The following is a 15,414-nucleotide window of genomic DNA, read 5'->3' on the forward strand; positions in this document are numbered from 1 at the left end:
CAAATCTCAATAACCTTTTGTTATATCAACATAGCTCGGTAGGGTGCCATCTTGACGATAAGCGCGAATGTTTTTAGCCACGATCTCACAGGCAGATTCTGGCAAAGTCGGCGCAGATATATGTGGTAACACTGTTACTTTTGGGTGCATCCATAATTCACTCGATGGTGGCAAAGGTTCTTGTTCAAACACATCTAGTACCGCATAGGCGAGCTTGTCTTTGTTTAAGGCGCTTATCAGCGCTTGCGTGTCAACCACTGCTCCCCTTGAAAAGTTAATCAAAGTACTGCTTTGTGCTGGCATAGATAGGCGGTCTGCATTAAGTAGATGAAAGGTTTCCTTCGTGAGCGGTAACAAGCAAATAATGATGTGCGACTGCTTGAGTAGCGTGTTTAGGCCTGATTCACCCGACAAACACCCTATGTTCGCAATCGATTGTTGAGTGCGACTCCAACCCAAGACTTTAAATCCATTATCAGCTAAACGAAGGGCGCTGCTTTTACCCAATTCCCCAAGTCCGAGCACGCCAACGGTTCTGTTCTTCGCCAAGCAATGAGCAATGCTTTGCCAGTTTCTGTCGCTTTGCTGTTTGGCGTAAATATGCATATTTCTGTGTAAAAACAAAGTCCAGGTGAGTACAGATTCAGACATTACTTCAGCCAAAGTTGGGTCAATCAAGCGAACTATTTTTAAGCCAGAATTAGCTGTATCGCGGAGCAAGCCTTCTATACCCGCCCATAAACTATGCACCCATTTCAAAGAGGTATAACTTGCCAACGCGTTTTTGTCAGGGTTAGCGACTATGGCAAGTTCACATTTAGGTTTTTCACTATCTGATAACGTGGCACCGTCCACAATTTTTTCGTTTGGTAAGGACTGCCTCAACAAAGATAGATAACGCGTTTGCTCACGCGTGTTAAAGTTGGTGATCAATGGTATGGGTGAGTTCATTTTGCAAACAACTGCTCATCATCTTTGAAAGCTTTGAACTCAAGCGCATTGCCACTTGGATCTTGCAGAAACATCGTCGCTTGCTCCCCTACCTCACCTTCAAAGCGAATATAAGGCTCTACAATAAGTTTTGTAGAAAAGCGCCGTAATTTTTGCGCAAGTTGATGCCATTGTTCCCATTCAAGCACGATACCGAAATGCCTTACCGGCACTTGTTTCCCATCAACACCATTTGTTTGCACTGGGGACGTTTCCTCAGGTTTTACATGCGCCGATAGTTGGTGCCCATAAAAGTCAAAGTCAATCCACTTTTGTGCTTCTCGCCCGACTTTTACGTCAAAGCGGGACACATAAAACGAACGTGTTTCTTCTACATCATTTATTGCGATTGCAAGGTGAAAAGGACGCATGGCCTGACTCCCAAGGTAAAAGTGTTTGTATAAAAATTTGGAACAAGTCCTCAAGTAATAAGGCAACTATACACCTATCGCATAGTGTGATTGATTTTATATTTTGATATCGAAATAAAATGAAATAAATAAGCTAAAGGGGTCAATGTAAATTGAACTTAACTCGGGATAAGCAACTTCGCCCAAAAGTAAAGCACTTTCCTCTTATATTGGGTATGGAACATACCAACATAGTCTTTCTTATTGAAGCGAAATAATAAGCCTTTATTTTAATGTAGCTATTTGCTACATTAAAATAAACACGAAAAAGGCAAGATCATGGCTAAGCATACAAGTCCTATGCGTCTTAACGAACAATTGGTTAAAGACGCACAAATCATTGGCTCTACTTTAAACAGAACTACAGCAGAGCAAATCGAGTATTGGTCAGAAGTTGGCAAGCGCGTGAGTGCAAACCTCACACATGCACAAGTCATCAGTTTGTTTCAAGGTAGTGCGTCAATCAAAATAGAAACGCATTGCGAACAAGAAATTAATCCTTTTGATGTCGCAAATGAGGTGAATGCAGACACATCACTTTCACACGACTTGCATAGTCAAGGGAACGTGCTTTATTCGCCTAATACCGATATGACGCATGTAGGTACATTAAAAGCCACATTTCCGAATGGCGAAGTGAAATTTGGTAATTTTGTAAATGGCAATTTTGTTGCTGAACGTGCTAAATCCGAATAATAAGGAAATAATTTGTCGCAACTTAACATTATTGTAGGCGGCAACGGTAGTGGAAAAACAACGTTTTACTATCGCTACTTAAGTCAATACAAGTTACCTTTTTTGAATGCAGACGAGTACGCCAAGCATACATGGCCTGATGCGCCAGAACAACACAGCTATGAAGCAGCCAAACAGATAGAAAAGCTAAGAAGACTGTTTCTGGCTAGTCATCAAAGCTTTTGCTTTGAAACCGTTTTCTCTCATCCGTCTAAAGTGGATTTTATTGCCGATGCCAAGGCGAGAAACTTTAACATCAACCTGTATGTTATTCATATTGATAGCTCACCTGAAACAAATATTGCCCGCGTAAACAATCGCATAAAGCAAGGTGGTCATAGCGTCCCGGAACAAAAAATATCAGAGCGCATTCCTCGCATGCTCAATAATGTAAAACTTGCCATTCCCCTTTGCGATACAGTCTCTTTTTATGACAATACTGATGAGAAAGAAACACATAAGTGTGTCGCAATTTTGCAGTCGAACCAAATTAAAAAGTTCAGAGCTCTTCCAAATTGGGTAAAAAGCATTATTGGTGAAAAATATTGACATTGATGAAAAATTGTTAACGACTCGTTCTGCCCTAATCAAATTTAGATTTAACAGTATGCTACCAATGACAACGTCTTCATCATGTGCTGTGTTGGCAATGTAATGAAGTATTGCAGCGCTTGTTACTTCACCTTATCCTAGTTTCATCTCTTTTGTAAAGGATCAACCGCGCAGGGGGAAATCTTGCCTTTTCAACTTTTCCAGCAACTCTCTGGTTGTCGGTAAGGCGGCGAGGTAACTTGCCTCTGTCTTTTTGTTGCTGTGTAACAGGTGATCAAAATCACGATTTACCCATCCACTTTGCCGAGGTGATTGTAAATTGTGAGAATAACCCATCCCACACAATATATATTGGTAACTCGCCGAAGGAAAAATTTCTACTTGTTCAAAATCATAGTGCCAAGGAGCTTGATGACGCCACCCATCTAACATTTCTTTGAGGCTTTCTGGCCAAGTAGCTTGATCTCTATTTTTTAACCAAAACGCAGAATCCTCTCGCTGACTCAGGGCATAGTGTAGTTTTAAAAAATCGATAATACGCTGCCAGCGGTATAAAAAAGCACGATTGAATCGACGTTCTAGTTGCACCAAAGCGGCAGTATGACTAGGAAACTGCTCGGCGATCATCTTTGCAGACAGTTCCACCAAAGCAATGGAAGAGGCTTCAAGTGGCTCTACAAAACCCGCAGACAAGCCTATAGCAACACAATTCCCTTGCCAGAAACGCGCTCTATGCCCAGGAGTAAAGCTTATATGCCTATACTCACCGCTTGCCTTTGCGTATCGGTCGTTTTGGATATATTGCTCTATAGTAGATTGCGCGTTTTCTTTTGTCGTGAACTGACTAGCATACGCATACCCCATCCCTCGGCGGGTCGGCAGACCAATATCCCAAATCCACCCTGCACTTTGAGCAGTAGACAATGTATTAGACTCTACGGGCGCCAACGATTCGGTATAATTGACCTGCGTCGCGATAGCAGAATCTACGAACAACACATCTTTTTTTGATTTAAACTCGACGCCACAATGCTCACCGAGTAACAGTGATTTGGCTCCTGTACAATCAATAAACAACTGACCTTCAATCTCATGGTTTGCGTGTGTACAAATCGCTTTAATATGACCGTTATCGTGTTTCTTTATGCCAAGCACCTCATCAATCACATGATGAACACTTAGTTTTTCAACACAATGCTGGCGTAAAAACACCGCAAATTTCGCAGCATCGAGATGATAGCCATAATTGCATACCGCTGCATATTCGGGGGTAGTACTTTGTTTTGGCGCCAACATCTGCTCACAAACTTTTGCTTGCGGTGTGGCAAAGTAAGCAAACTCGCCATAGTCTCTCCGCCAATTTTCGCTCAGCCAGTATTCAGCTAGGTTGGTGCGACTAAAATCACTCGGCAGTGTAAAGGGATGCTGATAAATATCGTCCTGCGTATTCTTTCGCCACTGCCTAAACGTAGAACCCTGCTTAAAAGACGCGTGGGTTTCGCGGATAAAATCTGACTCAGAGATGCCCATACTAGCAAGTGTCGCGCGCATAGTGGGTAAGGTGCCTTCCCCCACTCCAATAGGAGGCGTGTGGGCTGATTCAACGAGTGTGACTGTCGGGCGCTTTGGATTGTCTTTCCCGTACCGCTTAATTAAGCTGGCAGAAATTACGCCAGCACTGATCCACCCTGCTGTTCCCCCTCCAACAATCACAACTGAGCGGATAGCTAATGACATCAATGTGGTACTCCCTTGACTAACTTGGAATATGCGGTCTGTTGCTCTATGGCAAGAATGTTAAGGGTCTCAGCCTGCCTGATTTCAATGTTCTTAGCAATATTGCGTTGAATGTCAGAATAAAAAAGCCGCTGTCAATTTAGAGAGCGGCTGGCTTTGTGCAAGGTAAAATGTGACTAGGGAAATATCACAAAACAACACATGAAACTTTTATTTAACATTTATGAAACATAATTTCATACTCTTTCATAAAAATCAACCCAGAATACTACCTATTTAACACCTTTTTTTAGCGTTATTATGTGTAATCTAGTTATTCAGAATAGAATAATGCAAAATCACCGTCCTTGACTGTCAAGCGAATCGAAACATTTTGCAAACATATTCAAGTAGAACCTTGGACAAGGATCGCGGCGGGATTATACTTGGGAGCTTATTCTCTTTTGTCTCAAATTTATTTGTCATAGATGAAAAATCAAAGCGTATATGGATATACTAAAAAAAGATGAACTCCCAGTATAACCAAGCCATAGGGCAAAGGCTTGGTATAAAAAATTAAGTCCAATGTTAAAAAGAATGCAATGACAGAAAACAAACAAACGCAACTAAAATATTTATCTTGGTTTATCGGCTTTTTTTGCCTAATTGAATTGGTCAACTTGATAAGCGGGCGATTACTCAATCAATTTAGCATCTTGCCACGAGACCTCAGTTCTTTGGCTTTCATACTGAGTGCGCCTTTTTTACACGCCAATCTGCATCATTTTTTATCCAATATTATTACCTTAGCCGTGTTCGCTGTTTTGCTACTGCAATATGGAAACAAACATTTCATTAAAGTCAGCATATTATTAATTTTGAGTACTGGCATACTCGTTTGGCTGTTCGGCCGTCAAGCCTATCACTTGGGTGCGAGTGGCTTGGTTTACGGGTATTTTGCCTATTTAGTACTAGCAGGCTGGATGCAAAAGCGAATTTTACTCATGATCATTTCGGTAGGCGTAGCTTTCTTATATGGCGGCATCATCTGGGGCGTGTTACCTAGTCGCCCATACATCTCGTGGGAATCTCATTTGTTCGGTTTTATTTCAGGCCTAGCACTGGCATGGCTTCATCGAGTTAAGTAAGCCGATGTGATGGTCTCCCCGTTCGACTGTCATCTTTTCAACACATAAAGTTAATCTTTCTGTCATCTTAAATACACCAAATTGTCATTTTTCTTCCTAACACTATGCCCACAAAAATATAGCTATAAATTGTGGAGTAAAATATGACATCTGTGTTGAAAAAAGCAGTACTAGCGTCAGCTATCGTTGCAAGCTTGACGGCTTGTAACGGTGATGACGGTGCGCCTGGCCTTAACGGCAGCAACGGTGTGGATGGAAGTGATGGACAAAATGGCTTAACTAGCCTTGTCGTGCAAACCACGCTTCCTGCGATGAGTGAAGCCTGTTTTAACGGTGGTTTAAAGATTCAAAGTGGTCTAGACGCCAACGCTGACGGCAACCTAGATTCAGACGAGGTCAGTGAGACCTCTTTTGTTTGTGCAGGTGCTACCATAAATGAAAGCGTGAACTTTAATCGTCTTGCCTCTTTTCCCGTTTGTAAACAACTTGAACCAAGCTGTAATATAGATGACGAAACAGCCGCAGAAATTGTCGCTATTTCACAAGACAATAGCACGCTAATCTATACGGATAGCCCCAACGAATCAGTCGGATTCGTTGATATAAGCGCAGCCGATATGCCAATGGCAGCAGGCACGCTAAGCTTAACTGGCGAACCCACCTCCGTGGCCGTAAAAGGTAATTTTGCTTTGGTAGGCGTTAACACCTCAGCAGATTTTGTTAACGTCAGTGGACAATTAGATGTTATTGACATCAACACGCAAGCTGTCATTCGTTCTTTGGATTTGGGTGGTCAACCGGATTCGGTGGCAGTCAGTCCTGATGGCAGCTACGTTGCCGTAGTTATCGAAAATGAGCGCGATGAAGACCTTGGAGATGGTGCGCCACCACAATTGCCTGCTGGTAGCTTAGTCATTGTCAATGTCAGCGACGACGACCCAGCAAATTGGACAAGCACAAATGTCGAATTGATTGATTTAGCCGACAAGTTCCCTACCGATCCAGAACCTGAATATGTCGATATCAATACAAATAACGTCGCCGTTGTCACACTGCAAGAAAACAACCATATCGTGCTAGTAAACCTTGTTGACGGCACGATCATAAATGATTTTTCTGCGGGCACGGTAGACTTGGATTGGGTAGATGCAACGGAAGAAGATCCCGCACTCATCTCACAAACAGAGTCACTCAACGATGTACCGCGCGAGCCTGACGGCGTGGCTTGGATTAACAACGAGTATTTCGCCACGGCTGACGAAGGTGATTTAGACGGCGGTAGCCGAGGATTTACCGTATTTAATACTGCAGGTGAAGTGGTATGGACTTCAGGAAATACACTTGATCACTTGGCAGCAAGACTAGGGCACTATCCAGATGGGCGTTCAGGCAACAAAGGAAATGAGCCTGAAAATGTTGAAGTTGGCATATACAACGACGGTCGCTTCTTATTTGTTAATTCAGAGCGCTCAAGTTTAGTCTTTGTATATGACGTTGCCAATCCCGCCCTTCCAGTATTGAAGCAAATATTACCAGCAGGCGCTGCACCCGAAGGCGGCTTGGCCATTCCTTCCATAAATTTACTGGTAGTGGCAAGTGAAGAAGACAATCGCGGTGATAAAATTCGTTCTGTGTTGAATATTTATCAATATGGCTTTGGCTCCGCACAATACCCTACATTGTTATCAGCCGATCGCGCTAATGGCACACCGATTCCTTGGTCAGCCATGTCTGGATTGGCTGCGGATACAAGTGATGCCAATACATTGTATGCTGTTGAGGATAGTTTCTTTAAATCTAACCGCATATTTAAAATTGATGTCGGACAAACGCCCGCTTTGATAGTGGACGAAATCACGCTTTCTGATGCCAACGACGTTTTTGCGGCATTCCCCACATCTGGCGCAACAGAAGACGCTGAAAGCTTTGATGATGTCGATTTAGCAGCGATGATTAATGCTGACAAATCAGTAAACATCGATCCAGAAGGCATTTCGATGGCGTCAGATGGCGGATTTTGGGTGGCCTCAGAAGGTGCTGGTACAATTGGTGACGACAACCGTCCAATTGAAAAACTAAACTTTATTTTTAAAACCGATGCGACAGGTGTTATCGAATCAGTCGTGACCTTGCCCGCAGACGTCAACGCAATGCAACTGCGTTTCGGTTTTGAAGGGATAACCGAGTATAACGGCAAAGCATACGTCGCCTTTCAACGCGCATGGGGACAAGAAACTAACCCACGCATTGGTATATACGACCTTGCGACACAAACATGGAGTTTTGTATTTTATCCACTTGACGCTGTCGAGTCTCAAGATGGTGGCTGGGTTGGTTTATCCGATATCACTGCATTGGGCGAAAACAAGTTCTTAGTACTTGAGCGAGACAACAAAGGTGGACCGGATGCCGCAATCAAGCGTTTGTACACCGTTGATCTGACTGGCGTAGTCGACAATGCAACCCTAGACAAAACACTTGTGCTTGATTTGATCCCTTCACTTGCTGAAACTGGCGCGCTTACTTTTGAAAAAACTGAAGGTACAGCGGTCACTGTCGATGGCGAAGTCTACATCATCAACGACAATGATGGTGTTGACGACAACAGTGGTGAAACTCAGCTAATCAACCTTGGAAAAATACTGAACTAAGTTCAAAATCAATACGCTCTCAGTGACACCCAGTCGATTTGGCTGGGTGTTTTCTTGTAAGCGATGTCCTTTTTTATTTCCCCAATTTGTTACGTGATAAAGCCAAATCGATCAATCCAGTTAAGTTCTCTTTTTTTGGTGATTAGATGAGCTAGCAAAGGTTGATGCAGTGTTCGATTACCGCGTGTTGCTCTACCGAGTCTTTTGCGCCGTTAACGCGAACTACCGCAGTTCGTATGCTTTTGTTTTGTTCATTTCTATTTCTTCAATTCTGTTTCCGAGTTTCAGCAAGGGGCTCAACATGTTTGAGCCAATGATTAAAATGGGGGCATTGTTGACGAATTGTTTCTAGACCTATATCGCCAGCAATCATTGGTCCATGTAGCACCTTGTCATAGCTAGGCATCATTGTTTTAATGGGCTTAGATGGCGCAGTTTGCGGGCTGTCATTAATGTGCTCAGGAGTTTCAAACTCTTCTTTAACTCGCAGCAATTTTTCTTTTCTTCGTGATAGTTAAGCATCGCACTATCTCATGCATTCTCGCTCAAGCCGTAACCTATTGAGTATAAGACAAATTAACACTATACACTACCCATGCGTACAGGGGGCTTTGGGGATAGATTTGAGTTTTTAGCGGGGAAGGTTAAGTTTTTTTTTGGAGAAAGGCCGCCATGAGTGCTTTACATTACCCGTCCCTTGGTATTGCCAGTGTCAACTCCACGCACAATTAGCCCTACCCTGCATAAGTGAGCATAAGTGACATTGTGGATATCATGTTAAGTACTGCGGTATATGGTCAGCAATCACGCACCAAAATCAAAGTCGCGCTGGACGGTTAGCTTTCGGCTAAAGTCATTGTTGTGCTCTCCTTCCGGGGGTGCTCGTAGTGGAGGCAGTGGGCTGATTTGCTCTGATACAGGATTGGTTTTGTCCAAGTGCGCCAGTATTTTTTGAACAACAATCGTGTCTGTGATGCAGGCTATGATTGTCACACTGCGTTTTTCACAACGCTCGCACTCGCTTAGCCTTAACGATGGGCTTGGCAGATTTGTCTTCGCGTAATTTAGTGTCGGGCACAGCAAGAGTCATGGATGCGATAATGCAGCTCTTTAAGCTGTACTTTGGCGCATTTTTGGGAGTTGCCGTTGGTTTCAGTTTGTTCGGTCAAAATGAATTTCAGCCGGCTGCATCTTTACCCTATTGGGCAACGTGGTTAGCTGTCGTATTACTATGTTTTGCGCTGGTTCCGATTTTTCGTACAAGATTGAAACATATTCCGTGGGCTCTAACGTCAGCGCTAATCGCATATAGCACCACTGTCTTTAGCTCGGTATACATGGATCAAACCTTTGGTACTTTCTTAGGTGCATTTGCGCTTGGTGTGTTTGCCAATGTGTTTACGCGCATTGCTAATCAACCGTCTACCATCGTTGCCATGCATGGCTTGATTGTGCTCGTTCCGGGCTCAAAGACCTACATTGGCTTAAATTCTTTTATTTCGGGTCAAGACTTTGTGCAAGCTGATCATGTTGGGCAAGAGGTGTTTCTGATATTCATGTCACTCGTCGCAGGACTGATTTTTGCAAATGTCGTGATGCCTACTAAAAAAGCCTTGTAGGCGAATTTTTGCTAAATTCCGCCTCCATGATCCCATGCAAATAAACCTTCCATTTCCCACACTTTTGCTTCTTTGCTTGAAATGATCGCTTTACCCTGATCTTGCCAAGCATTAAAGCCGCCGGCTACCGACCATACGTTTTCTAGTCCCATCTCGCTCAGTGACTTGGCAGCAAGAGCTGAACGTGCGCCAGACCGGCAATACAAGTAAATAGGGATAGATGCTAATTCTGTCAGAGGGTCTTGGCTGTCTTTGACTTTAGCGTGAGAGGTAATTTCCATTTCTAGCACGCCCCGAGGTATATGCATTGCACCGGGAATAATACCCAGCAAAACTTCTGACTCTTCGCGAATATCGATAACAATTGTATTTTGCTTTAGTGCTTGCTCAAGCGCACTACAATCGCACTGCTTAATGCTATCTTGAGTTACGCCGACTAATTCACGACCGCTTAATAATTTCATAAGAACCCCTTTAGATAAATAGTTGAATACAGGAATGAATGAGCATTCCCATAGCAAGAACAAGAATGATGTAAGCAAAGCCGCGTTTTAGGCTTTGTTGAGGTAATCTCGTGGCTAGGCTTTGACCCACAAAACTGCCGATGACACCAACGAAAGCGAAGACAAACAGTGTGTGCCAATCTAAACTAAACACCATGTTTGAACTTGCAATAAAATGGTTTGCAAGCCCGGCACTGGCATTAAAAAATATAATGGTAAGGCTGGTTGGAACAGCAACTCGCATAGGAACTTGCGCTAATGTGACGAGTGCAGGCACAATCAAAAATCCACCACCAACACCGACTAAACCCGTCACGCCACCTAGACCTAGGCCTGTCATGCCGAGTCTTGCTTTACTTGCCGGTCGGCTTTCTTTTAAAGAGACTTGCTTTGCCAACATGCGCCAAGCCGCAAGAAACATAATACCTGCCAACAGAATAAATTGGAGTTCACCGCTTATCCACATAGACAGCTTGGCGGCCAAAGCACTACCCACCATTCCCGTAATCGATAGCCAGACTGCGGCTCTAAAGTGAATCTCCCCTTTGCGCAAACTGAGCAAGGCGGAAACACCACTGATCGTGGCTACAATGAATAAAGCGCCCACGATAGCCTGCTTTTCATCGAAGCCGAGAGTGTATGCTAATAAAGGCACTGTGATAATCGAGCCGCCTGCACCTAACAAGCCAAGGCTTAAGCCAATTAGTAGGGCACCGAATAAAATAGTTAGCAATTTACTTCCAAATAGTCTTTACATTGTATATTTATAATATACGATATAGATAAGAAATAGCTAGGAGTAATTCATGATTTCGATAAAATATTTTTTTCATCAGGCAAGTTCGACAATCAGCTATGTGGTTTTTGATGAAGCTAGTCGCGAAGCAATGATCATAGATAGCGCTCTGGACTATAGCGCTCATTCAGGCAAATTGTGGACCGATTTTGCCGATCAACAAATTGCATATATCAAGCAAAATAAGCTAAGGCTAGAATGGATTTTAGAAACTCACGCTCATGCTGATCACATTTCGGCAGCACATTACGTAAAGTCCAAGCAAGGTGGAAAAATAGCGGCTGGTGCCGGTATCAAGCAAGTCCAAACCACATTTATAAAGTTTTTTAATTTATCACCTGAAGAACATGCAAGTGATGGCAGTCAGTTTGACCGATTATTTGAAGATAATGACAGCTTTTTGCTGGGCGATAAAACGGTGAAAGTAATTAGTACGCCTGGGCACACAAACGATAGCGTGACTTACTTGATCAAGGACAACGCCTTTGTAGGTGATACCTTGTTTATGCCAGATGCTGGAACGGCAAGATGTGATTTTCCTGGTGGCAGTGCTAATGTACTGTTCGATAGCATCAAAAAGTTACATGATTTACCTGCTCATACTATGCTCTGGATGTGCCACGATTACCAGCCAGAGGGAAGAGAGCTCAAATTTCAGTGCACTGTCGAACAAAGCCGAGCACACAATATTCACGTTCATAACTTGGTCGAACGTGAGGATTTTGTGCGCTTGCGCGAATCGCGAGATGAAACACTCGACATTCCTCAGCTTTTGTATCCGTCGGTACAATTGAATATTTCGGCAGGTCAATTACCCAAAAAGCAAAGTAATGGCATGCGTTACACAAAACAACCTTTGTCATTTTCTGGAGAAATACTATGAATTTTATCGAGCCCCTAATAGGAGGCATCATATTAGGTTTATCATCGCTCTTATTGTTTGTTGCAAGCGGTCGCATTGCAGGTATTTCGGGTATCGTTGGTAGTCTTCTAAGCCAAATGTCGGGCAATGGTTGGCGCTGGATGTTTGTCATTGGCCTTATATTGGGCCCGCTATTAGTAGCGCCTGCGGGGTATTTACTCCCTCAAGTTGACGCTAGTTGGTGGATGATGATTGTTGGAGGTCTATTGGTTGGTTTTGGCAGTACCATTGGTTCAGGTTGTACGAGTGGGCATGGAATCTGTGGCATTGGACGATTGTCGAAGCGCTCGATCAGCTCAGTTGTCGTTTTCATGGTAGTGGCAGCATTAAATGTGTTCTTTATCCGTCATATTCTAGGGGCTGCCTCATGAATTATTTATTTGCGCTTTTAGCCGGCTTAGGTTTTGGGGCTGGTCTCACAATTTCTCGTATGGTTGATCCGCTTGTTGTACTTGCTTTTTTAGATATTGCAGGAGAATGGGACCCAAGCCTTGCTTTTGTAATGGGCGGGGCCTTACTTGTTTTCATACCGGCCTATCAACTTATTGAACGCAGAATGTCAAAACCCTTATTTGAGAAGTCGTTTTTTGTGCCTACTACAGTTACAATCGATAAGCGCCTGATTTCAGGTGCAGTCATTTTTGGCTTGGGCTGGGGAATTTCAGGCATTTGCCCTGGACCAGCAATAGCAAATGTATCGGGCTTAGAAACAAAAGTAATTGGATTTATTGCCGCGATGTTTATTGGCATGATTGCTGCCAACCGTTTGAAAAATAAAGGATAGCGTTAATTAATATGCAAGATTTTGCGAAAATGGAAGCGAATGCACAGCATGCAGTCGATTTACTCAAGACCTTGGGCAACCGTTACCGTTTGATGATCCTCTGCGTGTTGCAAGAAAATGAGATGAGTGTATCTCAGCTCAATGATGTTATTGCGATCCCACAATCGTCATTGTCTCAGCACTTAGCTTGGTTAAGAAAAGAGGCGTACGTGAAAACTCGTCGCGATGCACAAACGATATATTACTCCCTTGATAGTGATGAAGTGAAGGAGGTCATTGCTGTGTTGTACAAGCTATTTTGTCAGGGCGACGAAGCCTAATTTATAAGGTTTACTGAGTTATTCAAGCGGCTCATACACATGAAAATCTGCAAAATGTTCTCTATTTCCCCATAGCTTCACTATTCACCAAAATAAGAAACACTAATTCGCCAAATAAATTGTTTCCCCGTGGTTTCCAGTCTTATAGTCTTTATACAAATTCACAGTAGCGAAAGAGTGCAAAATACACTTCGCTATTCAGTATTGAGGAATACGATGATGAACGATAACTACGCAGGGAAAACAACACTTATTTCTGGCGGTGCTGGTGGTATTAGATTGGCGCTTGCAAAGGAGTTTGGTGCGCTTGGGATGAATGTTGTCATTGCCGATATTGATAAGGCGGCTTTGGGCAATGCAGAGAATGAGTTGAAGAGTATAAGACAAATTAACACTATACACTAGCCATGCGTACAGGGGGCTTTGGGGATAGATTTGATTTTTTAGCGGGGAAGGTTAAGTGTTTTTTTGGAGAAAGGCCGCCATGAGTGCTTTACATTACCTGTTCCTTGGTATTGTCAGTATCAACGCCACACACAATTAGCCCTACCCTGCATAAGTGAGCATAACTGACATTGTGGGTATCATGTTAAGTACTGCGGTATATGGTCAGCAATCACGCACCAAAATCAAAGTCGCGCTGGACGGATCAATGTTAAACACACGCTTGAGGCGCTGAGCCCACGACATCGCCTTCGCATGATAAGGTTTATCTGACGAGATAGTGCCGTTATTCGCCAGTTTAGGGCTGTTCTTCCCACGCTGTGATGCGGTCACTTGGGCTCTTAAGTGACTGTTGGGCGCAAAGACACCAAAAAAGCGAGTACGGTTGAGTCTGGGCGATGGGACAAGTGCCGCTAACTTGCCGATAAAGTCAACGGGGTCGAAAAACACATGCGTGGTGGCATCTGTAAGCTGTATTTAGTTGCTAAAAGCACCTTGCCGCCAACAGAACAATTTCAACCCCTTTACAGGCAATATATTGCCGACAACAACTACACTGCCTACTGCTTCCTTTCCTTTCAGGCATCAGAAGTAATATCAGATAAATTCGCAATGCTATTGCATCATATAGACACTGGAAAACCTAGTATAAATATTAGTTTTAATCTCTTGGCTTGGTCTTTGCTCCTATAGCTGAAATGTTGGATTAATGAGGACTGAATATGCAAATTAATAGCGTACCCTACACAGCGCATACAGGGGCGGTTCAAAGCAGTCAGCAACTTACGACGCCAGACACAACAACTAGCAAGGCGAAAGCCACTGCAACTGATACTGTTACAATTAGCGATGCAGGGAAAAATGCTGAAGCGAAATGGCAGGAAATTTCGAATAAGTATGATATGAGAAATATATCTCTCAATGAAGTCGGGCAATTATCTAGAGAGCTGTTTAACAATGGTCTTGTTTCACAACGTGAAATGTTCGATATGTCTATCCTTCCTGGAATTAACTTCGATGCTAATCAAAAGATGGATTACGTTGACTTTGCAAAACGTCATCTAGTCAGCTTAAAACTGCATGATGATGGTTCAGCAAATATGAAAGGTGCCATTGATGCTTATACAAAGGCCTTTGATATTGTGAAGAAAATTGGCTAAAGATGAAGTAAAGCCCCCTATATTCATCAAGTAATATGGATATGAGTGCCTTGAATGCTATTAGATAAATACAGAATCACTCCAAGCACCAAATGGAAATGGCGTATAGAAGATATAGACGCCCCACCCACACAACAATGAATGCTTTGCACACTACCCATGTGCACAGCAGTCTTAGGGGATAGATTTGAGTTTTTAGAGAGACGGATGAGAGCTCTTTTGGTAAAGGCGACCATTGGTGCTTTACCGAGTCTACTTAGAAGAATGTGCCCAACCGCAGATTCGCTTTATCTTGTTTTCAACATCACTATTTGCAGTGTCAACGCCAAACAACAATATCGATAGTGCTGACAAGGACTCGTCAATTGCATTTGCTTGATATTCAACAAGCAAATCATCGATATTTTTTCCTGATTTTCTTAAAAGTAAATTGAGTACTTCGTATGCGTTATCTGGGTATTGTTCATCATCGATATGTGTGAGCACATCCTGCAGTTCATCTACTGTGTATGATACATAATTTGGTTTATCCATGGTTTTTCCTGATGTCGATGGCAAAGCAATCGCTTTGCCACCTGTAGGTTATCTATTTGAGCTTTCAGAAGTGCGAGAGCTCAATTCACCACACATCTTTCCTAGCAAGTCGCTAGGGTCTGCTGACCTT

General features: G+C 43.1%; 18 protein-coding genes and 2 pseudogenes. 11 read left to right on the forward strand and 9 right to left on the reverse strand.

Going from position 1 to position 15,414, the window contains the following annotated elements:
* Positions 1–6 precede the first annotated feature (6 nt).
* Complete coding sequence (locus ACFOHL_RS03880; protein ID WP_376918879.1) at positions 7–951, reverse strand: 2-hydroxyacid dehydrogenase; 945 nt, start codon at positions 949–951, stop codon at positions 7–9.
* Entirely contained in the window at positions 948–1,361 is a 414-nt protein-coding gene (locus ACFOHL_RS03885) for a VOC family protein (protein WP_376918880.1), read from the reverse strand. Before ACFOHL_RS03885 ends, ACFOHL_RS03880 begins: the two co-directional genes overlap by 4 nt.
* 318 nt (positions 1,362–1,679) lie before the next feature.
* Here ACFOHL_RS03885 and ACFOHL_RS03890 point away from each other — a divergent pair, with 318 nt between their 5' ends.
* Together ACFOHL_RS03890 and ACFOHL_RS03895 are read left to right on the forward strand one after the other, a co-directional pair.
* Positions 1,680–2,096 carry a TA system antitoxin ParD family protein gene (locus ACFOHL_RS03890; protein ID WP_376918881.1) on the forward strand — a complete coding sequence of 139 codons (417 nt, stop codon included), beginning with the start codon at positions 1,680–1,682 and terminating at the stop codon, positions 2,094–2,096.
* Positions 2,097–2,108: 12 nt separating this feature from the next.
* Positions 2,109–2,684, forward strand: coding sequence for an AAA family ATPase (locus ACFOHL_RS03895; RefSeq protein WP_376918882.1), 576 nt, complete (start codon positions 2,109–2,111; stop codon positions 2,682–2,684).
* A gap of 165 nt (positions 2,685–2,849) precedes the next feature.
* On the opposite strand, the gene ACFOHL_RS03900 is transcribed toward ACFOHL_RS03895, so the two are convergent.
* A complete protein-coding gene (locus ACFOHL_RS03900) occupies positions 2,850–4,424 on the reverse strand; it encodes a tryptophan halogenase family protein (RefSeq protein WP_376918883.1) in 1,575 nt (524 codons plus the stop codon).
* A 581-nt stretch (positions 4,425–5,005) separates the two neighbouring features.
* Here ACFOHL_RS03900 and ACFOHL_RS03905 point away from each other — a divergent pair.
* Entirely contained in the window at positions 5,006–5,551 is a 546-nt protein-coding gene (locus ACFOHL_RS03905) for a rhomboid family intramembrane serine protease (RefSeq protein ID WP_376918884.1), read from the forward strand.
* A 143-nt stretch (positions 5,552–5,694) separates the two neighbouring features.
* A complete protein-coding gene (locus ACFOHL_RS03910) occupies positions 5,695–8,202 on the forward strand; it encodes an esterase-like activity of phytase family protein (protein WP_376918885.1) in 2,508 nt (835 codons plus the stop codon).
* A 265-nt stretch (positions 8,203–8,467) separates the two neighbouring features.
* On the opposite strand, the gene ACFOHL_RS03915 is transcribed toward ACFOHL_RS03910, so the two are convergent.
* Positions 8,468–8,695, reverse strand: coding sequence for a DUF4276 family protein (locus ACFOHL_RS03915; protein ID WP_376918886.1), 228 nt, complete (start codon positions 8,693–8,695; stop codon positions 8,468–8,470).
* Positions 8,696–9,006: 311 nt separating this feature from the next.
* Complete coding sequence (locus ACFOHL_RS03920) at positions 9,007–9,195, reverse strand: hypothetical protein (RefSeq protein WP_376918887.1); 189 nt, start codon at positions 9,193–9,195, stop codon at positions 9,007–9,009.
* 29 nt (positions 9,196–9,224) lie between these two features.
* Between ACFOHL_RS03920 and ACFOHL_RS03925 the strand changes: the two are divergent.
* Positions 9,225–9,821: pseudogene (locus ACFOHL_RS03925) on the forward strand (threonine/serine exporter family protein); the annotation flags it as partial.
* An 11-nt stretch (positions 9,822–9,832) separates the two neighbouring features.
* Here the strand turns inward: ACFOHL_RS03925 and ACFOHL_RS03930 are convergent.
* Positions 9,833–10,285, reverse strand: coding sequence for a rhodanese-like domain-containing protein (locus ACFOHL_RS03930; RefSeq protein WP_376918888.1), 453 nt, complete (start codon positions 10,283–10,285; stop codon positions 9,833–9,835).
* 10 nt (positions 10,286–10,295) lie between these two features.
* A complete protein-coding gene (locus ACFOHL_RS03935) occupies positions 10,296–11,057 on the reverse strand; it encodes a sulfite exporter TauE/SafE family protein (protein ID WP_376918889.1) in 762 nt (253 codons plus the stop codon).
* A 73-nt stretch (positions 11,058–11,130) separates the two neighbouring features.
* On the opposite strand from ACFOHL_RS03935, the gene ACFOHL_RS03940 reads away from it, so the two are divergent.
* From ACFOHL_RS03940 to ACFOHL_RS03960, 5 genes are all read left to right on the forward strand, one after another.
* Complete coding sequence (locus ACFOHL_RS03940; RefSeq protein WP_376918890.1) at positions 11,131–12,003, forward strand: MBL fold metallo-hydrolase; 873 nt, start codon at positions 11,131–11,133, stop codon at positions 12,001–12,003.
* Positions 12,000–12,413, forward strand: coding sequence for a YeeE/YedE family protein (locus tag ACFOHL_RS03945; RefSeq protein WP_376918891.1), 414 nt, complete (start codon positions 12,000–12,002; stop codon positions 12,411–12,413). Before ACFOHL_RS03940 ends, ACFOHL_RS03945 begins: the two co-directional genes overlap by 4 nt.
* Positions 12,410–12,826: a DUF6691 family protein gene (locus tag ACFOHL_RS03950; protein ID WP_376918892.1), complete on the forward strand. Its 417-nt coding sequence runs from the start codon at positions 12,410–12,412 to the stop codon at positions 12,824–12,826. The genes ACFOHL_RS03945 and ACFOHL_RS03950 overlap by 4 nt, the downstream gene beginning before the upstream one ends.
* A gap of 11 nt (positions 12,827–12,837) precedes the next feature.
* Positions 12,838–13,146 (forward strand): ArsR/SmtB family transcription factor, encoded by a 309-nt coding sequence (locus ACFOHL_RS03955; protein WP_376918893.1) that lies wholly within the window; start codon positions 12,838–12,840, stop codon positions 13,144–13,146.
* Between the two features lie 216 nt (positions 13,147–13,362).
* On the forward strand, positions 13,363–13,551 hold the full coding sequence (locus tag ACFOHL_RS03960) for a hypothetical protein (RefSeq protein WP_376918894.1): 189 nt from the start codon (positions 13,363–13,365) through the stop codon (positions 13,549–13,551).
* A 348-nt stretch (positions 13,552–13,899) separates the two neighbouring features.
* On the opposite strand, the pseudogene ACFOHL_RS03965 reads toward ACFOHL_RS03960, so the two are convergent.
* Positions 13,900–14,055: pseudogene (locus ACFOHL_RS03965) on the reverse strand (transposase); the annotation flags it as partial.
* Positions 14,056–14,312: 257 nt separating this feature from the next.
* Between ACFOHL_RS03965 and ACFOHL_RS03970 the strand changes: the two are divergent.
* A complete protein-coding gene (locus ACFOHL_RS03970; protein WP_376918895.1) occupies positions 14,313–14,750 on the forward strand; it encodes a hypothetical protein in 438 nt (145 codons plus the stop codon).
* Between the two features lie 252 nt (positions 14,751–15,002).
* On the opposite strand, the gene ACFOHL_RS03975 is transcribed toward ACFOHL_RS03970, so the two are convergent.
* Complete coding sequence (locus ACFOHL_RS03975; RefSeq protein ID WP_376918896.1) at positions 15,003–15,284, reverse strand: hypothetical protein; 282 nt, start codon at positions 15,282–15,284, stop codon at positions 15,003–15,005.
* Positions 15,285–15,414: the final 130 nt, after the last annotated feature.

Origin of the sequence: Agaribacter flavus, assembly GCF_042646125.1 — a bacterium.
Taxonomy (GTDB): domain Bacteria; phylum Pseudomonadota; class Gammaproteobacteria; order Enterobacterales; family Alteromonadaceae; genus Glaciecola; species Glaciecola flavus.